At 50.2% G+C, this 19,735-nt stretch carries 13 protein-coding genes and 2 rRNA genes (1 of these 15 cut by a window edge); 9 read left to right on the top strand and 6 right to left on the bottom strand.

Features of this window, described 5'->3' with window-relative positions; all coding sequences use genetic code 11:
• Window positions 1–17 precede the first annotated feature (17 nt).
• From sdhA to sdhC, 3 genes are read right to left on the bottom strand one after another with little or no spacing between them, the layout of a single operon-like run.
• On the bottom strand, window positions 18–1,790 hold the full coding sequence (sdhA, locus tag NX720_RS21445; RefSeq protein ID WP_262597371.1) for a succinate dehydrogenase flavoprotein subunit: 1,773 nt from the start codon (window positions 1,788–1,790) through the stop codon (window positions 18–20).
• Window positions 1,791–1,793: 3 nt separating this feature from the next.
• Window positions 1,794–2,162 (bottom strand): succinate dehydrogenase, hydrophobic membrane anchor protein, encoded by a 369-nt coding sequence (gene sdhD, locus NX720_RS21440; RefSeq protein WP_262597370.1) that lies wholly within the window; start codon window positions 2,160–2,162, stop codon window positions 1,794–1,796.
• Window positions 2,156–2,530 (bottom strand): succinate dehydrogenase, cytochrome b556 subunit, encoded by a 375-nt coding sequence (gene sdhC, locus NX720_RS21435; protein ID WP_262597369.1) that lies wholly within the window; start codon window positions 2,528–2,530, stop codon window positions 2,156–2,158. The genes sdhD and sdhC overlap by 7 nt, the downstream gene beginning before the upstream one ends.
• A gap of 432 nt (window positions 2,531–2,962) precedes the next feature.
• Here sdhC and gltA point away from each other — a divergent pair, with 432 nt between their 5' ends.
• From gltA to ddpX, 4 genes are all read left to right on the top strand, one after another.
• Window positions 2,963–4,246: a citrate synthase gene (gene gltA / locus NX720_RS21430; RefSeq protein WP_262601626.1), complete on the top strand. Its 1,284-nt coding sequence runs from the start codon at window positions 2,963–2,965 to the stop codon at window positions 4,244–4,246.
• A 161-nt stretch (window positions 4,247–4,407) separates the two neighbouring features.
• Window positions 4,408–5,145, top strand: a complete 738-nt coding sequence (locus NX720_RS21425) for a TerC family protein (protein WP_262597367.1) — start codon at window positions 4,408–4,410, stop codon at window positions 5,143–5,145.
• 100 nt (window positions 5,146–5,245) lie between these two features.
• The gene (locus NX720_RS21420; RefSeq protein ID WP_262597365.1) at window positions 5,246–6,313 is read left to right on the top strand and encodes a PTS fructose transporter subunit IIC; all 1,068 of its coding nucleotides are present in this window, start codon (window positions 5,246–5,248) and stop codon (window positions 6,311–6,313) included.
• Window positions 6,314–6,958: a D-alanyl-D-alanine dipeptidase gene (gene ddpX, locus NX720_RS21415; protein WP_262597363.1), complete on the top strand. Its 645-nt coding sequence runs from the start codon at window positions 6,314–6,316 to the stop codon at window positions 6,956–6,958.
• 32 nt (window positions 6,959–6,990) lie between these two features.
• Here the strand turns inward: ddpX and putP are convergent, their stop codons facing one another.
• Window positions 6,991–8,514 carry a sodium/proline symporter PutP gene (putP, locus tag NX720_RS21410; RefSeq protein ID WP_262597362.1) on the bottom strand — a complete coding sequence of 508 codons (1,524 nt, stop codon included), beginning with the start codon at window positions 8,512–8,514 and terminating at the stop codon, window positions 6,991–6,993.
• Window positions 8,515–8,907: 393 nt separating this feature from the next.
• Here putP and hutI point away from each other — a divergent pair, with 393 nt between their 5' ends.
• The 5 genes from hutI to NX720_RS21385 all read left to right on the top strand — a co-directional run bounded on the left by hutI (window position 8,908) and on the right by NX720_RS21385 (window position 16,602).
• Window positions 8,908–10,161, top strand: coding sequence for an imidazolonepropionase (hutI, locus tag NX720_RS21405; protein ID WP_262597360.1), 1,254 nt, complete (start codon window positions 8,908–8,910; stop codon window positions 10,159–10,161).
• A gap of 24 nt (window positions 10,162–10,185) precedes the next feature.
• Complete coding sequence (gene hutG / locus NX720_RS21400; protein WP_262597358.1) at window positions 10,186–11,202, top strand: formimidoylglutamase; 1,017 nt, start codon at window positions 10,186–10,188, stop codon at window positions 11,200–11,202.
• 28 nt (window positions 11,203–11,230) lie between these two features.
• Window positions 11,231–12,916, top strand: a complete 1,686-nt coding sequence (gene hutU / locus NX720_RS21395; protein ID WP_262597356.1) for a urocanate hydratase — start codon at window positions 11,231–11,233, stop codon at window positions 12,914–12,916.
• On the top strand, window positions 12,837–14,453 hold the full coding sequence (hutH, locus tag NX720_RS21390; RefSeq protein WP_262597355.1) for a histidine ammonia-lyase: 1,617 nt from the start codon (window positions 12,837–12,839) through the stop codon (window positions 14,451–14,453). Before hutU ends, hutH begins: the two co-directional genes overlap by 80 nt.
• 67 nt (window positions 14,454–14,520) lie before the next feature.
• The gene (locus tag NX720_RS21385) at window positions 14,521–16,602 is read left to right on the top strand and encodes a coiled-coil domain-containing protein (protein WP_262597353.1); all 2,082 of its coding nucleotides are present in this window, start codon (window positions 14,521–14,523) and stop codon (window positions 16,600–16,602) included.
• Between the two features lie 99 nt (window positions 16,603–16,701).
• On the opposite strand, the gene rrf is transcribed toward NX720_RS21385, so the two are convergent.
• Both rrf and NX720_RS21375 read right to left on the bottom strand, forming a co-directional pair.
• A 5S ribosomal RNA gene (gene rrf, locus NX720_RS21380) occupies window positions 16,702–16,817 on the bottom strand.
• A 188-nt stretch (window positions 16,818–17,005) separates the two neighbouring features.
• A 23S ribosomal RNA gene (locus NX720_RS21375) occupies window positions 17,006–19,735 on the bottom strand (it continues 690 nt past the right edge of the window).

Below are 19,735 nucleotides of genomic sequence, written 5' to 3'. Positions count from 1 at the left end.
CTATCCTTTGCCTCCCCTTAGTACGTTCTTGCCTTGGGCGGGAACGCTTCCATCGATGTGGGAGCAAAGTTCACCTGACGTTTACCCACCCCCCTGTCTGTCGGATAGTAAACCGAATGAACCAGCCAGTTTTCGTCATCTCGTTCGGTAAAGTCATTCCGGGCATGGGCGCCCCGGGACTCTTTGCGTTCTTCCGCAGAGACTGCTGTGGCGCAAGCTACCTCATAAAGGTTCTCAAGCTCCAGAGCTTCAATTCTGGCCGTATTAAAGGCCTGACTCTTGTCCTGCAGATGAATGTTCTGCATCCGCTCTCCGAGTTCATCCAGCTTTTTGAGACCTTCCTGCATGCTGTTACCTTCGCGGAATACACCGAAATACAACTGCATAGTGTTTTGCAATTCGGTTCTGAGCTCTGCAACTTTTTCACCGGACTGGCTGGAATTAAGGCGATCAAGCCTGGACAGTGCCGCTTCAATATCACTGTCGGACGCATCGACTGAGTCAAAACCTTCATTCAGGCTCTTTTCAATCTGCAACCCGGCTGCCCGACCAAACACCACCAGGTCAAGCAGCGAGTTACCACCAAGACGATTGGCACCGTGAACCGAGACACAGGCCGCCTCTCCACAAGCGTAAAGGCCATCCACCACCTGATCATTACCTTTGCCATCAGGGAACAGCGCCTGACCACCAATATTGGTTGGAATGCCCCCCATCATATAGTGACAAGTAGGAACCACAGGAACCGGCGCACTCACCGGGTCAACATGGGCAAAGGTTTTGGACAGTTCACAGATACCCGGCAGGCGCAGGTTCAGGGTTTCGTCACCCAGATGATCAAGCTTCAGCAGTACGTGGTCTTTATCCGGGCCACAGCCACGACCTTCGAGAATCTCAATAATCATGGAACGGGCGACTACATCCCGACCTGCCAGGTCCTTGGCATTCGGCGCATAGCGTTCCATAAAACGCTCACCTTCACTGTTGATAAGGTAGCCCCCTTCACCACGGCAACCTTCGGTGACCAGAACGCCAGCCCCATAAATGCCGGTAGGATGGAACTGCCACATTTCCATATCCTGCATCGGAAACCCCGCACGCAACGCCATGCCAATACCATCACCAGTATTAATCAGGGCATTAGTGGTCGAAGCATAAATTCGGCCTGAACCACCTGTTGCCAGTACAGTAGCCTTGGCTTTAACGTAGGCGGTTTCGCCAGTCTCTATGCAAATGGCAATAACGCCGGCCACCTGCCCCCGCTGATTTTTGACCAGATCAACGGCGTACCATTCGTTAAAGAAAGTGGTACCACCTTTCAGATTGGCCTGGTAAAGAGTGTGTAACAGGGCGTGTCCGGTTCGGTCTGCTGCGGCACAGGTTCGCGCGGCCTGTCCACCTTTTCCGTACTCTTTGGACTGACCGCCAAACGGACGCTGATAAATACGCCCTTCATCCGTTCTGGAGAATGGCAGTCCCATATGTTCCAGCTCAAACACAGCTTCTGGCCCAACGGAACACATGTACTCAATGGCATCCTGATCACCGATATAGTCAGAGCCCTTCACCGTATCAAACATGTGCCAGCGCCAGTCATCATTAGGATCAGAGCTGGCAATCGCACAGGTAATCCCGCCCTGGGCCGAAACAGTGTGCGAACGGGTTGGAAATACTTTAGTGATACAGGCCGTTTTAATACCTGCCTCAGTTAACTGCAATGCAGCGCGCATACCCGCGCCGCCTCCACCAATAACAATCGCGTCATAAGTAAGGGTACGAAGTGCCGCCATTAATCAGAGCCCCCAGATTACTTGTATGCCCCAAACCAGATAACTGAACAGTGCGATGAAGCAGATCAGTTGTACGGGGAACCGAATCAACACCGACTTTTCTCCGAAAGCGCGGCTGTTTAAATAATCTGTGGCAATGGTCCACATGCCTACCCAGGCATGGGCAATAAGAGACAGAAGCGCCAGAAAACTGAAAATCCGCACCCAGACCTGGCTGAACAGTTCATGCCACTGCCCATAATCCAGTTCCGGGGTTGTTAAAATATACCCAGCTATAAACAGGGTGTAGGCTGCCAGAACAATCGCCGACAGACGTTGCATCATCCAGTCATACAAACCACTTCGGGACAAATTGGTGATATTGGTTACCATACCCAGACCCCCGCCAGAACAATCAGAACCGCTGATACGACAATGGTTGCTATTGAACCGATACGACCCGATTCAAGCTCTTCACCAATGCCAGCATCCATCAATAAGTGTTTTACTCCGGCAACGAAGTGGTAGATCAATCCTGAAAGCAGAACCCAGAGGATAAATTTTGCCAGTCCCGATGACATAACTATCTGCAGGTCAGCAAAGGATTCTTCAGAAGCCAGCGAAAGTTCCAGTGCATAAATTAGCAACCCTACTCCAGCGAAAAGGAGTATGCCTGACAGTCGATGCAAGATGGAGGTATAAGCTGGCAGGGGCAGTTTTATTGTGGTTATATCCAGATTAACTGGTCTTTTGCTATTCACGTTTTTTGTCCCAACGCCTTACGGCATGTACAGCAGAGAGAGCACTGAAACCCTAATGCAGAACACTCAGGGTTCCCAAAAAGCGCAGGTATTAAACCTGCTCAAGTACTGAGATTTACAGGGTAAACGTCAGTGCCTGGAGGCTATTCCGTCCCCTGCTAAAAGCCTTTCGTAACTTCGGGTTTGAAGTATATACACTTCGGTTTTTAATTACAATTTACCTGCATGTTAAGGAGTTCTGCTTATCGACCATTATTTTATCGATCATAAGTTTTCACTATTTTTCAGGTTTGACAAAAGATTTAATCCCTCTATAGTGGGCGAACCGTACAAGCGGGCCCGTTCATTTTTTGTCTAATAATTACTCATATCAGGGCCTTGATTGACTATAAAGACACCAATAAAACGGCAAAACAGGAGGCCAACCTGATCATGGCTGAAAAAAAAGCTCTCTTATCAATAGAAGGCAAAGAACTGGAGTTACCTGTTTACTCCGGTTCTACCGGTCCTGATGTCATTGACGTCCGCAGCCTTACTGCCAATGGCTATTTTACGTACGACCCTGGCTTTGTATCTACTGCGTCCTGTGAGTCCAGAATCACTTACATTGATGGCAACAGGGGCATACTGTTGCACAGAGGTTACCCTATTGAGCAACTGGCAGAACACTCTGACTATCTGGAAACCTGTTATCTGCTGATCTACGGGGAATTGCCAAAGGCTGAAGAAAAAGACCGGTTCCAGAAAACCATCATGAATCACACGATGGTTCATGAACAACTGATTGACCTGTTCTCAGGCTTCCGTCGCGACGCACACCCTATGGCAGTAATGTGTGGCGTTGTCGGTGCGTTGTCTGCGTTTTATCATGACTCGCTGGACATCACTAATGAGAAACACAGGAAAGTCTGTGCCTACCGCCTGATCTCCAAAATGCCAACCCTGGCCGCTATGGCATACAAATACTCCATTGGTCAGCCTTTCATGTACCCACGCAACGACCTTTCCTACGGTGGTAACTTCCTGCACATGATGTTTGCCACCCCTTGCGAAGAGTACGAAGTCAGCCCGGTTCTAGCACGCGCCATGGATCGTATCTTCCTGCTTCATGCAGACCATGAGCAGAATGCATCCACTTCAACGGTTCGTTTAGCCGGTTCCAGTGGAGCTAACCCATTCGCCTGTATTGCTGCTGGTATTGCAGCCCTGTGGGGACCGGCTCATGGTGGAGCCAATGAAGCAGTGCTGCTGATGCTGAATGAGATTGGCAGTGTTGACAATATTGAAGAATTCATCATTCGCGCCAAAGACAAGGACGACCCTTTCCGCCTGATGGGCTTTGGCCATCGCGTGTATAAAAACTTTGACCCCCGTGCCAAAGTGATGAAGCAGACCTGTGACGAGGTTCTGCAGGAACTGGGTCTGGAAAACGATCCGCTGTTCAAAATTGCCAAGCGCCTTGAACAGATCGCACTGGAAGATGAATATTTCATTGAGAAGAAACTCTATCCGAATGTTGACTTCTACTCGGGTATCATCCTGAAAGCATTGGGTATTCCAACCGAGATGTTTACCGTTATCTTTGCTACAGGTCGTACGCCAGGCTGGATTGCGCACTGGCATGAAATGATCAGTGGTGAATATCGCATTGGCCGCCCTCGTCAGTTGTATACCGGTGCTACATCCAGAGACTTTGTACCTCTGGATCAACGCTGATCTAACCGTTCAATCTGACTGACCACCCACCTCAGTAAGCCAGCAAAACACTCATTGTGAACCGCTGGCTTTTTTATTACCTCTCTTGCAACCAGTTAACGTCTAAAATGAAGCAGGCCGATATAAATAAGCACAACCGTCAATGGAGCTAAGGGCGCATCATGGACCCCGTTTTTTCCCTGCCTACTCTGGAAGTCCTGCTGACACCTGAACCCTGGATAGCCCTGGCGACACTGGCTCTGCTTGAAATCATTCTTGGCATCGACAATATCATTTTCATTACCATTGTGGTCGACCGGTTGCCAGAACAGCAACGTGCGAAAGCCCGCTACCTCGGGCTCCTATTGGCAATGGGTACCCGAATTGCCTTACTGCTTTCCATTGCCTGGATTATGGGTCTGACAGCCACCTGGTTTACCGTATTTGGGCACGAAGTCTCTGGCAGAGATATCATTCTATTCGGTGGCGGACTGTTCCTACTGGCAAAATCAACACACGAAATACACAACAGTCTTGAGCCGGAAGATGAGACCAGCCCGGCACTTATAAGACGAGGCTTTATCCCCACCCTGATTCAAATCGCACTGCTGGATATCGTTTTCTCCCTGGACTCTGTTATCACCGCTGTTGGCCTCGCCGATGACGTCTGGGTGATGGTGGCTGCCATAATGATTGCCGTGGGTGTCATGATGTTTGCGGCTGGGCCCATAGGCCAGTTTGTCAGTAATAACCCAACCTTCAAAATGCTGGCACTCAGCTTTCTTATTCTTGTTGGTGTGTCGCTGATGGCTGAAGGTCTGAACTTCCACATACCCAAGGGGTATATCTACTTCGCCATGGCTTTCTCACTGATGGTTGAAATGCTGAACCGCCGCATGAGGCAGAAACGGAGTCACTGATATCACAAACCCTCCCTGTACATCCTATACTCATAAACCCGTTTGATGACTACGCATTGATAACGGTACTCACCTGCCAGACAATGAGATTTTCAGAATAATGAAATTATCGACCCCGGCAATCACACCTCTGAACTTCAGGCATGAGCTGCTCAACCTGAAAATACACCTCTTAACCGGCACCAGCCACATGATCCCGTTTATCGTTGCCGGTGGTGTTCTGTTGTCCCTTGCCGTTATGCTGAATGGCGAAGGCGCTCAGCCTGAGGCCGGCTTTCTGAAAGACCTCTGGGATATGGGAGCAGCAGGTTTTACACTGTTTATCCCCATACTGGGGGGCTACATTGCCTGGTCAATGGCAAGCCGCCCCGGACTCGCACCGGGAATGATTGGTGCCTGGCTGGCAGAAAGCTATGGAGGAGGCTTCCTCGGAGCCATCGTTGTTGGCTTTATCGCCGGTTATATTGTTAACCTGCTGAAGCGCATCCCCCTGCCTAGAGCCATGAAACCCATGGGAGCGATCTTCATCTACCCGCTGCTGGGTACTTTTCTGACCTCTGCCGTTGTTATCTGGTTTATTGGTCATCCCATTGCTCACCTTATGACCACCCTTAATGAGTGCCTGCACAATCTGCAGGGAACGTCAAAAGTTTTCATGGGCGTTATTCTGGGTGCCATGACAGCCTTTGACATGGGCGGGCCTGTCAACAAAGTCGCCACCCTGTTTGCGCAAACCCAGGTTAAGGATCACCCCTATCTTATGGGGGGAGTGGGGGTTGCTATCTGTACACCGCCACTGGGGATGTGGCTGGCAACCGTTCTGGCGCCACTTAAATATTCAGGTGAAGAACATCAGGCAGGAAAAGCGGCGCTGATGATGGGAATGATAGGAATTTCCGAAGGCGCAATACCCTTTGCCGTAGCCGACCCATTAAGAGTACTGCCTGCCATCGTTTTGGGCGGCATTACCGGTAACATCATTGGTTTCAGTGCCGGGGTCATAAACAACGCTCCCTGGGGAGGTTGGATTGTCTTACCAGTGGTTGATGGACGTTGCTGGTATATTTTCGCCACGCTTATTGGCATGCTGGTCACTGCGATTACCGTCAATCTGCTTAAACCTGTAAAAACACCTGCTCCCCCGGCCAGTAACCAGATTTCATCGTGAATGCCGATAAAGGGTGATAACCTGAATGGAAGCCCGACCAAAAATCCACCACCGATGACTATTGATAAAGACACACCGATTATGAAGACACAGACGCTTATCGCCATCACGCCCGAAAGTCACGATGTGACTCTATCCATCGCTTATGCTTCCGATGATAATTTTACCGGCAGGCCTCTTTATAAAAAACCTCTGTGCTACCTGCACCAGGATGCCGTAACCGGTCTGGAAAAAGCGATTGATATTCTGGCACCACTGGGCTTAAAGCTGAAAATATGGGATGCATTTCGCCCCCGGGAGGCTCAGCAGTTATTGTTCGACCACACCCCCGATCCCATGTATGTCTCACACCCTCAAACCGGCACCTGTCCGCACTGCCGGGGCATCGCTATTGATCTGACTCTCACAGACCGTTTTGGGCAGGAGCTGGAGATGGGAACCGGTTTTGACGATTTCCGCCCACTGGCTCACCACGGCAATGACCAGGTGTCAGAGAAAGCCCAGCACAACCGCCTGCTGCTGGCAGGCGTTATGAGCATCGCCGGTTTCAACCCGATCCAGAGTGAGTGGTGGCATTACCAGCTGCCTGACGCAAAAAACTACCCGTTGTATACCGAGGCAGAGCTACAAACCGGGATGATGTAATGAGTCTCTGGTGACAACAACACTGAAGCCCTTCAGGAAACCGAAGGCTCATCATCATTATGTGAAAGCTGCCCGACCCGGCCATTAACCTTATCAAACAGGGTTTCCATGTTTTTTGATGGTTTTCTGCCCAGGTAGCTGAACACCACGACAGCCAGGGTAGCGGCAATAATTCCCGGAATGATTTCATAAAGGTCATACCAGCCACCTTGCTGCTGCCTCCACCACACAACCGTCAGTCCACCAGCCACAATACCCGCTAATGCACCTATACCGTTCATGCGTCGCCAATACAGCGACAGAACCAGCACCGGACCAAAGGCTGCTCCAAAGCCTGCCCAGGCATAAGAAACCATACCCAGCACAGAACGGTCAGGGTTCAGTGCCAGCCAGGTGGCAATGACCGCAATTCCCACCACGGCAATACGCCCAACCAGAAGCACTTCTTCCTGAGGGGCGTTACGCCGGAAAATATCCCGGTAAAAGTCTTCTGCAAAAGCCGTTGAGCAAACCAGTAACTGCGAATCTGCGGTACTCATGATGGCAGCCAGAATTGCGGCCAGCAGAATACCGGCAATAACCGGATTGAACAGTGCATTCACCATCACCATAAAAATCGCTTCGGGATCATCAAGACTGATCCCTGCCCTCTGTGTGTAAACCACACCCGCCAGGCCTGCCAGTAAAGCCCCCAGCATACAGATGCCTGTCCAGCTCACTGCAATTCTGCGAGCCAGTACCAGCTGCCCTTCGGACTGAACCGCTTTAAAGCGAGCCATAATATGCGGCTGACCAAAATACCCCAGCCCCCAGCCTAACAGGGATAGCACCGTTATTACTGACAAAGCCTCACCATTGACGGTGGTGAACACGCTTAACAGTTCAGGGTTAATCCTCTGCAACTCCTGAAAAACAGTATCAGCTCCACCACTGGCTTCCAGCGCCGCAACCGGCACCACCAGCAAAGCGGCAGCCATCAACAGTCCCTGAATTAAATCCGTCCAGCAGACAGCCAGAAAACCACCAAACAGCGTGTAGGAAATGACGCTGACCATGCCAATCATGACGGCCCAGCGGTAATCAATACCAAACGCTGATTCAAACAGTTTGCCACCGGCCACCAGGCCGGAGCTGGTATAAAAGAGGAAGAAGATCAAAATAAAAACCGCCGAGACAGGTTGCAACAAGCCTTTTCTGTCTTCAAAACGATTAGCAAGAAACTCAGGTAATGTTAGAGAGTCATCAGCCAAAGCGCTGTAAGTCCTGAGGCGTCGCGACACAATCAGCCAATTCAGCCAGGTGCCTCCCAGCAAGCCTGCCGCCAGCCAAAACGCCTCTAGACCGGCTGCAAATGCATAACCAGGTAAGCCCAGCAGTAACCAGCCACTCATATCGGACGCCCCCGCACTTAACGCCACAGACCATGGTCCAAGGGAGCGCCCACCAAGAAAATAATCGGAAGAACTGAGCGTTTGACGCCAGGCAAACAGGCCGACCAGCAACATCAATCCAAAGTAAATCAGGAAGGTTAACAGAATCAGGTTATTATCAGTCATCGTCGTTACCGAATTGAATGATTAGAACGACTGCTTCTCTCAATAAAGTTAGTTCACTTCTCTGTATTTCGTCATATTTGCTCAGTTTTTAATAACTATTTGAGTTAAAAAATCTCTAAAAAAACAGTGGCTGCTCATCAAAACCGACCATTCCCCAGAAATACCGGTACTTACCTCCCTTGGGCAGATCAGAAATAAAACTCCGGACAGCCAGAGTTACTTTTATTTCAATACTTCATCATGAAGCAGCTATCCTTATTGTCCAGCGCCAGCTGACAAGTACTTGTCAGCTGGCCTGAAACTCTTTATATCTTTTAAGACCGGGTTAACAAATTACCGCAGTCACCGTGTACAACCACCCTGTACCACCGACACTGTTTACGGGTTCAATTTATGCCTGATATGCCCCTCCCCCAGATGACCAGCCTCAAAGACTGTAACCGGGTATGGATTAACGTTAACCTGGCAACGTTTGACCCGACCCTGCCAGATGCCTACGGCGTTCGTACACAATGCGCCCTCGGTGTTCTGAATGGCCGCATTGCCTGTATTCAACCAATGTCGTCTGTCACCGCCACGTCACTGCCCTACGATGTTATTGACGGCCATAATCGCTGGTTGACTCCGGGTTTAATTGATTGCCACACCCATCTGGTGTTCGGCGGCAACCGTGCCAACGAGTTTGAACAGAGACAACAGGGCAAGTCTTATCAGGAAATCGCCCAAAAGGGCGGGGGAATTTTGTCTACTGTCAGGGCGACCAGGGTTCGTTCCAAAGAGCAGTTGATCAAATCCGCGCTGCCCAGACTTGAGGCTCTGATCAGGGAAGGAGTAACGACTGTTGAAATAAAGTCCGGTTATGGCCTCAGCCTTTCCGATGAAATCAAAATGCTGGAAGTCGCCCGGGAGTTGGGTAACAGAGTTCCCATCCGGGTCAAAACCACTCTACTGGCTGCTCATACCCTGCCCCCTGAGTACGCCGGAAGACCCGACGACTACATCGACCTTGTCTGTAACGAAATCATCCCCACGGTTGCAGAACAGGGGCTGGCAGACGCCGTTGACGCATTTTGTGAAACGGTTGGCTTCGACCTCAAACAGTGCGAACGGGTGTTTCGCACCGCCCTTGATCACAACCTTGCCATCAAGGGTCATACTGAGCAGCTCTCATTGACTCGTTCCAGCTCTCTGGCCGCTTCAATGGGGGCCTTGTCCTGCGACCACCTGGAATATCTGGATGAAACCGGCGCTGTAGATCTGTCACAATCAGGAACCGTTGCCGTTCTTCTTCCCGGTGCTTTTTACTATCTGAAGCAGAGCAGAAAACCGCCCATCGAATTGCTACGCCGCTTTAAAGTACCTATGGCGGTTGCCACCGATGTCAACCCGGGCAGTTCACCTCTGGCTTCAATCCGGCTAATGATGAACATGAGCTGTATCCTTTTTCAACTGAGCGCAGCCGAAGCCGTTGCAGGAACCACCCGGGAAGCCGCCAGGGCGTTGGGTATCATCGATGACTTCGGAACCATTGAAGTAGGCAAGATTGCAGACCTTTGCTTATGGGATACTAACCACCCCAACGAATTGCCTTACGAACTGGGTCACTCACCACTGCAACAGCGCATCCTTGGTGGAGACATTGTTTAGGTAGACGGTTTATGGAGAGAGTTTATGAGTGCTGAGTCGGCGACCCCTGAATCAGTCTTCCCGGATCCTGAGTCGTATCAGGAGAAACTGCCCGACATGACTCTGTGGCAGGGAAGAGTTGATGAAGAAACCGTCCCGGAATGGGCTCTGCGCTGGCACCAGAAGGTAAGCCGTTATTCAAACCAGTCAGCGTTACCCGGTGTTACCCTGGCAGGTTTTGCTTCTGATGAGGGTGTACGCAGAAATAAGGGACGCCCCGGAGCTGCGTCCGGCCCGGATATTCTGCGCAAAGCTCTGGCTGGACAACCATGGAACCGTGAGCAGCCAGTATACGACAGCGAAACCATCATTTGCCGGAATGGTAATCTGGAAGCAGCACAACTGGCTTTCGCACGACATATCTCAAAACTGCTGGATAACCAGCAGTTGCCCGTGGGGCTCGGGGGGGGGCATGAAATCGCCTGGGCCAGTTATCAGGGGCTTATTCAGCACCTGAATCCGGAACAAAAGCCCAATGTTGGGATTATCAATTTTGACGCACACTTTGATTTGCGCAAACCCGACCAGGCCGGTGCCAGTTCCGGCACCCCATTCTGCCAAATAGCGGATTACACGAGACAACAACACCTGCCCTTTCACTATCTTTGCCTTGGGGTAAGCCGCAACAGCAACACCCGTATGTTGTTTGAAAGAGCCAGAACACTGGGCGTCGATTATCAGTACGACGAAGACATGACCATTATCCAGCTGCACAAACTGACTGCCTTACTGTCCCGGTTTATCGACAAAGTCGAACACGTTTACCTGACCATCGACCTTGACGCTTTTCCTGCTGCACTGGCTCCCGGTGTCAGCGCCCCAGCCAGCCGGGGCGTTCCGCTGGAAGTCGTGGAACCTTTGCTGAAATACATCCGGGATTCAGAAAAACTTCGACTGATTGATATCGCCGAGTTCAATCCCAGCTATGATATTGACCATCGAACTTCAAGGCTGGCTGCCCGGCTGATTCATTTGTTGACGCTTCAGGAAACGACTCTTTAGGAAACGAATCTTCAGGAAACAATGAGTTATGAACAGTAATGACCACTCAAGAACGGACACCTCACGAACTGTCTCAGCCCCGACCGGCTCAACACTGAACACTAAAAGCTGGTTAACCGAAGCCCCTTTGCGAATGCTGATGAATAACCTTGATCCGGCGGTGGCAGAAAAGCCTGATGAACTGGTCGTCTATGGGGGCATTGGTCGTGCTGCAAGAAACTGGAAGTGCTTTGACAAAATTGTCGAGGTACTCAAACGATTAAACGACGATGAAACCCTGTTGATTCAATCCGGCAAGCCCGTTGGCGTATTTCCTACCCACGCTGACGCCCCCAGAGTGCTGATTGCCAACTCTAACCTGGTGCCTCACTGGGCAAACTGGCAGCACTTCAATAAGCTCGACCAGCAGGGCTTAATGATGTATGGACAAATGACAGCAGGCTCCTGGATCTACATTGGCTCTCAGGGCATCGTTCAGGGAACCTATGAAACATTTGTCGCTGTTGCCGACCAGCACTTTTCAGGCAGCGCTGCCGGTCGATGGATTTTAACGGCCGGACTGGGCGGCATGGGGGGCGCGCAACCCCTGGCGGCCACCATGGCCGGTTTCTCTATGCTGGCGATTGAGTGCGATGAAACCCGAATTGATAAACGCCTTGAGACCGGCTATCTGGATCGAAAAACAACAAACCTTGATGAAGCCCTGGAGTGGGTGCAAACCACCTGCAAACATAAGCAGCCACTGTCTGTAGGACTGCTGGGTAATGCTGCGGATATCTTGCCACAACTGTTATCCAAACAGGTTTTACCCGATGTCGTCACTGATCAGACCAGCGCCCACGACCCACTGAATGGCTACCTGCCTTCAGGCTGGAGCCTTGAAAAAGCCAGACAAGCCAGACAGCAAAATCCTGAAGACCTGAGCGTCGCTGCCCGCTCATCCATTGCTACCCATGTTCAGGCCATGCTTGAATTTCAGAAAAATGGCTCAGTGGTCGTCGATTACGGCAACAATATCCGCCAGGTGGCTCTGGAAGAAGGTATAAAGCACGCCTTCGACTTTCCCGGTTTTGTGCCAGCCTACATACGCCCGCTGTTCTGTGTGGGTAAAGGCCCTTTCCGCTGGGCTGCCCTCAGCGGTGACCCTGAAGATATTTACAAAACCGATGCCAGAGTCAAAGCGCTGATCCCTGACGATAAACACCTGCATAACTGGCTCGATATGGCTAAAGAGAGAATCCATTTTCAGGGGCTGCCCGCCCGAATCTGCTGGGCAGGCCTTTCTGACCGGGCGCGCCTGGGCCTTGCCTTCAATGCCATGGTCAGAAGTGGAGAGCTGTCAGCTCCCATTGTCATTGGCAGAGATCATCTGGATTGCGGCTCTGTCGCCTCCCCCAACCGTGAAACAGAATCAATGCTCGATGGTTCTGACGCCGTATCCGACTGGCCCCTGCTGAATGCTCTGCTGAATACCGCCAGTGGCGCAACCTGGGTCAGCCTGCATCACGGTGGCGGTGTTGGCATGGGCTTCAGCCAGCATGCCGGTGTGGTGATTGTCTGCGATGGAACGGAAGCGGCAGACCGCCGTATCGCCAGAGTCCTGAACAATGACCCGGCTACGGGTGTCATGCGCCATGCTGACGCCGGTTATCAGGAAGCCATTGATTGCGCCCGACAGGGTCAGCTGGATTTACCCATGCTGGAGGAACAGTGATTTGCCACAGTCGATAGCCCTTACACCCGGCACATTAAGCTTAGAAACCTTAAGAACCATCTATGAGCAACCCGTCCGGTTAACGCTCTCACCCGATTGTCATCAGGCTATAAACAACAGTGTCCAGGTGGTAACAGATATCATTGCCAGTGATAAAACCGTTTACGGCATCAATACAGGCTTTGGCCTGCTGGCCAATACCCGCATCCCCCCTGACCAGCTGGAAACACTTCAGAACAGTATTGTCCTCTCCCACGCTGCCGGAACGGGTGAACTGCTGAGTGATCCCCTGGTCCGCCTGATTATAGTGCTGAAACTGAACAGCCTGGCCCGGGGCTTTTCCGGTATTCGTCTGGAAGTCCTTGAAATGCTGGTTGCGCTGGTCAACCACGGAATCTACCCCTGTATTCCCTCGCAAGGGTCGGTGGGTGCATCAGGCGACCTGGCACCCCTGGCACACATGGCCATGACGCTTTTAGGCGAAGGGGATGTGCGCCATAAGGGTAAACAGTTAAGCGCCAGAGATGCCCTCTCAATCGCTAACCTTTCACCCATCAAACTGGGACCAAAAGAAGGTCTGGCACTTCTGAATGGTACTCAGGTATCCACGGCATTAGCGCTTCAGGGGCTTTTTGAAACAGAAGACCTCTTCAGTGCCGCCCTGTTAGCTGGCAGCCTGAGTGTTGAAGCAGCACTTGGCAGCCGCAAACCTTTCGATGCCCGCATTCATGCAGCAAGGAGGCAACAAGGGCAGATCGACACAGCGGAACTCTATCGACTTATCCTTGAGCCTGAGACAGAAATGTCGCGGTCACATACAAACTGTGACAAGGTTCAGGATCCTTATTCACTTCGCTGCCAGCCTCAGGTGATGGGTGCATGCCTGACTCAGCTTCGGCATTGCTGTGATATTCTTCTCACCGAAGCCAATGCCGTCTCTGATAACCCTCTGGTCTTCTACGACGAAGGAGAAATTCTTTCTGGTGGTAACTTTCATGCAGAGCCAGTCGCCATGACAGCGGACATTCTGGCTCTGGTCATTGCAGAAACTGGCGCTCTGTCAGAACGCCGAATCGCTTTGCTGATCGACAGTCAATTATCTGGCCTGCCTGCTTTTCTGGTTGACAACGGAGGTGTGAACTCCGGCTTTATGATTGCCCAGGTCACAGCAGCAGCCCTGGCCAGTGAAAACAAAATGCTGGCCCACCCAGCCAGTGTGGACAGCCTGCCCACTTCCGCCAACCAGGAAGATCATGTTTCCATGGCGACCCATGCAGCCCGGCGCCTGCAGGCTATGACTCGTAATACCAGGGGAATTATTGCGATTGAACTTCTGGCGGCCTGTCAGGGAGTTGACTTCCGCAGACCTCTGAAAACATCCGTTACGCTGGAGCAGGTTTATGACGAAGTTCGTCGTTTGGTTCCTTTCTACGATAAAGACCGTTTTTTCGCACCTGATATAGAAGTCATCAAAAAGTTACTTACCACTAAGAGCGTTATTTCACTGCTCCCCAAAAAGTTACTGCTGGCTTTATAAATACGTCTTTGTAATTGAGCTATGTTTTATTAGAAAGGACTCTTATCCAGAGAATGGAGAACTCTCGATGCAACCAGGCAATACAACCGGCACCACAGGTACAGTTGGGCTGGAGCATTTTTATCCGGGAATGGATGGTCAACATACAATCAATAGCAAAGGCGAATTCGTCAACAGAACTGTCCGCAAAGTAGAAAATACTGTCAATAAGCTTATCAGTGATCGAAAAGGCCAGTTACAAAAAGTTCAGGACGACAAACAAACATCAGTTTACAAACGACGCATAAAGACTCTCAAAGAACACGGTGATTTCCATGCCACGGCTGAACGCCTGAACGCTAAAGGCCATAAAGGCAGAAAAGGCCAACTAGACATTATTGACGACGAAAAGCTTGGAAAAGATATTGAAGCTATCAAATCCATAGCCAAAGATAGCTTTGTTGATGAAGCAATAGGCAATGAAAAAGATAATAAAATAGTTATCAGCAAAGGCGGGTTAGAAAAACTTACTCAAAAAGACCTTACCATTTTTTTTACCCAATCTATTAATGAAGCCAAAACACCTCATACGCTCCAGACGCTCAATCATTTCATTGACCAGGGAGCAAAAGAAAACGGACTCAGTCCTAAACAGTTATCCACACTAAAAAAAGCACTCATAAAAAAAGCCGATGATATGACCAGGGCACTGCCAAAGACACTCGAGTCAGCCTCTGGGGAATCACATAAGATAGAAACTAAAAAGCTTCAATATGTCCATGATCTGGACTCAATGCTAAAAACCGTAGCCCCGGGAGTATTGAAAGTTCATAAAAGCACTATCCAAAAAGAAGCCGTTAAAGCCTTTATCAAGGCAACCAATCACTTAAAACCACACGACTCCAGCTTTGGTGAGACGAGAAAAATACTAGCAGGTATAGAATTAGATAAAAAAGAACTTCTTCAGCCGGTACTCGAAGAAACGTGTAAAGATACACAGCAGGTAGAGAAGGCTTTAACCAGGATAGATACAGAGATAAAAAATACTGTCAAAGTAATGAAGGATCAGCTTGCTGAAATTAAGAATCGCACTCTAGCACTGCAAACAGCCGCCAAAAAACTTTCAGAATATCAGCAAAATCTGAATCAATTGACAATAAAGTTAAAAGCAAAAGTTCGGGATCTAAAGTCAAAAGAGTCAGAATATAACCAGCTCAGGAACAATGCAGGCTCTAAGCTAAAACGGCGATTCAACGCATCTTACCAATGGGCACGTCGAACCAACAGAATTGAACAAAAGGCGCTTGCTGCTCAAAAGGAGCAGTTACAGCAGCAGTTTAAAGAGCTGGAAGGAGAAATTCTGGGTCAGAAAAGACAATATGCTTACCAGAGAAGCGAGCTCGTTAGCATTCGCAAAAAATATTCTGACAGTCAGGATGTATCATCCGGAGATGCCATCGACCCTCGTTCAACAGTAGGAAACACTAAGTTTGATAAGGTACTGACAGGTTTGGAGGCTCGAAACGAAATTGATGAGTCTGATGTAGTCACCGCACATCAATATTTTTCAAAACTGGTTCAATCCAATGTGCCAGAAGAGACTATTAACAGAATGGCTGCAAAATATGAACAGCTTGTTGAAAAAGAGAGCTTCGATGGTTATCAGGCGCTCTGGGCAATTTCTAGCAGTTATACAAATGCGTCAGGAAGCAACTTTGAAGATGACTGTACTCACGAAATTGCCTATCTAACCGAACATGCACAACTCACCCCTGCCCGCAGCGCTAAACTCTACAAAAAATCAGATGGTCAGCCTGAGTCATTGCAGCTGGAATCCCGGTTGGCAGAAGCAAACCCTCTGGATACCGCAGACTACTCAAACAACGGTATCGCTGAGTACGTGAAAGAAATAACAGAACAAAACCCTCAACTTAAAAATGAAATCGATGAAATCTGCGAATTTTATCTTGATGGACTGGAACATGACCGAAAAGCCTTTGACAATAACTCAACAGGCTTTAATGAGTTATTCGTTGATCACTACATTGCCCTTGGAGTAGGAATAAGAGCATTAGTGGACGATCAGTTATCAGCAAAGGACGCCTGTTCCCAAATGACAGATTATCTTCAAGAGCGTGAAGAAGAGTTAAACAGGACAAGCCACTTATAATTTTTCTACGCTTTGTATTTTTCCATACATAGCAAAAAGCCCGACGGATTGCTCTATCGGGCTTTTCACAGCCTTGAGCGAACTCAAGGTAAATTGGGTGCCTGGCGATGACCTACTCTCACATGGGGAAGCCCCACACTACCATCGGCGATGCGTCGTTTCACTTCCGAGTTCGGGATGGGATCGGGTGGTTCCAACGCTCTATGGTCACCAGGCAAAACTGGTCGAGCCTTCGGCTCTCAAGCTGGAAGCTATAAGCTTAAAGCTCGAAGCTGAACGCTCCTGGAATCCAAAATATACTTAAACAGCTTTGTTTATTCTTGCTCTACACTCTCTCACTATTGCGTACAGCTTCCGGCTTCAAGCTTATAGCTTCAAGCTCTTCAAATCGCTTTGGCGTTATATGGTCAAGCCTCTCGAGTCATTAGTACGGGTTAGCTCAACGCCTCACAACGCTTACACACCCCGCCTATCAACGTCGTAGTCTTCAACGTCTCTTATGTGGCCTCGAAGGCCAAGGGAAGTCTCATCTTGAAGGGGGCTTCCCGCTTAGATGCTTTCAGCGGTTATCCCGTCCGAACTTAGCTACCGGGCAATGCGTCTGGCGACACAACCCGAACACCAGTGGTTCGTCCACTCCGGTCCTCTCGTACTAGGAGCAGCTCTCCTCAAACTTCCAACGTCCACGGCAGATAGGGACCGAACTGTCTCACGACGTTCTAAACCCAGCTCGCGTACCACTTTAAATGGCGAACAGCCATACCCTTGGGACCGGCTTCAGCCCCAGGATGTGATGAGCCGACATCGAGGTGCCAAACACCGCCGTCGATGTGAACTCTTGGGCGGTATCAGCCTGTTATCCCCGGAGTACCTTTTATCCGTTGAGCGATGGCCCTTCCATGCAGAACCACCGGATCACTAAGACCTACTTTCGTACCTGCTCGACATGTACGTCTCGCAGTCAAGCTGGCTTGTGCCTTTACACTAACCGCACGATGTCCGACCGTGCTTAGCCAACCTTCGTGCTCCTCCGTTACTCTTTGGGAGGAGACCGCCCCAGTCAAACTACCCACCACACAATGTCCCCGATCCCGGTTAGGGACCTGGGTTAGAACCTCAATATTGCCAGGGTGGTATTTCAAGGTCGGCTCCACGCAGACTGGCGTCCACGTTTCAAAGCCTCCCACCTATCCTACACAAGCAACATCAAGATCCACTGTGAAGCTGTAGTAAAGGTTCACGGGGTCTTTCCGTCTAGCCGCGGATACACTGCATCTTAACAGCGATTTCAATTTCACTGAGTCTTGGGTGGAGACAGCGTGGCCATCGTTACGCCATTCGTGCAGGTCGGAACTTACCCGACAAGGAATTTCGCTACCTTAGGACCGTTATAGTTACGGCCGCCGTTTACCGGGGCTTCGATCAAGAGCTTCGCCGAAGCTAACCCCATCAATTAACCTTCCGGCACCGGGCAGGCGTCACACCGTATACGTCCACTTACGTGTTAGCACAGTGCTGTGTTTTTAATAAACAGTCGCAGCCACCTGGTATCTTCGACCAGCCGGTGCTTACGGGGCAAGCCCTTCACACCAGCCGGCGCACCTTCTCCCGAAGTTACGGTGCCATTTTGCCTAGTTCCTTCACCCAAGTTCTCTCAAGCGCCTTGGTATTCTCTACCTGACCACCTGTGTCGGTTTGGGGTACGGTTCCTTTTGACCTGAAGCTTAGAAGTTTTTCCTGGAAGCATGGCATCAACCACTTCCCCACCGTAGTGGGTTCGTCATCAGTTCTCGGCTTTGTGGGTCCGGATTTGCCTGAACCCACAGCCTACGACCTTAAACAGGGACAACCATCGCCCTGCCGGCCTAGCCTTCTCCGTCACTCCGTCGCAGTCAAAAGGAGTACAGGAATATTAACCTGTTTCCCATCGATTACGTCTTTCGACCTCACCTTAGGGGCCGACTCACCCTGCGCCGATTAGCGTTGCGCAGGAACCCTTGGTCTTCCGGCGAGGGAGGATCTCACTCCCTTTATCGTTACTCATGTCAGCATTCGCACTTGTGATACGTCCAGCATGCCTCCCGGCACACCTTCAACCGCTTACACAACGCTCCTCTACCGCAATCAGAAGACAGATGACAGAAGACGGAGGACAGGTTGCTTAGAAGCTATTTCCAGCTTCTGTGTAATCCTGTCAACATCCGGGCTATTTGTTGGTATTCAGCCTTCAGAGCTTGCCATTGATTCAAGGTTATATAACCAAGGTCAAGACTGTATCTCGTCCAGACTCGCATTTCGTCGGCTGATCCGATGGCCATTAATAAAAACCTTCGAAACTCAGCGTTAGATACGCTTTATTTACCATAGCCTTCCGCAATGTTTGCGCAGATACCTTTACTGGCTCGACGCATTTGATCCGCTAACCCTGCAAATTGTTCGTGCTTCGGAAAATTCAAGCTCAGTGAGTGAATTTCCAAAGATACCTTGTAAGCTCTTTTGAATACTTCAAGGTCTTCAAAGCCATTAACAGTTTTAGCCGACTCATTCATTGCTTCTGTACATCTTTCAATGATGAAAGAGGGAACTGTAGCAGCGAAGTGACGATTCATCGTTCTTCACTGTCTTCTGTCCTCTGTCATCTGTCTTCTGACCACCCGTAGCTTCGGTGAATAGTTTGAGCCCCGTTACATCTTCCGCGCGAGCCGACTCGACCAGTGAGCTATTACGCTTTCTTTAAAGGGTGGCTGCTTCTAAGCCAACCTCCTGGCTGTCTGGGCCTTCTCACATCGTTTCCCACTTAACTATTACTTTGGGACCTTAGCTGACGGTCTGGGTTGTTTCCCTTTCCACGACGGACGTTAGCACCCGCCGTGTGTCTCCCTTGATTGCACTCATCGGTATTCGGAGTTTGCATGGGGTTGGTAAGTCGGGATGACCCCCTAGCCCAAACAGTGCTCTACCCCCGATGGTGAGACAAGAGGCGCTACCTAAATAGCTTTCGAGGAGAACCAGCTATCTCCGGGCTTGATTAGCCTTTCACTCCTATCCACAAGTCATCCCCTGGCTTTTCAACGACAGTGGGTTCGGTCCTCCAATCAGTGTTACCTGATCTTCAACCTGCTCATGGATAGAT

This window comes from Endozoicomonas euniceicola (assembly GCF_025562755.1).
GTDB classification, from domain to species: Bacteria; Pseudomonadota; Gammaproteobacteria; order Pseudomonadales; family Endozoicomonadaceae; genus Endozoicomonas_A; species Endozoicomonas_A euniceicola.
This window is presented reverse-complemented; position numbering and strand designations above follow the sequence as displayed.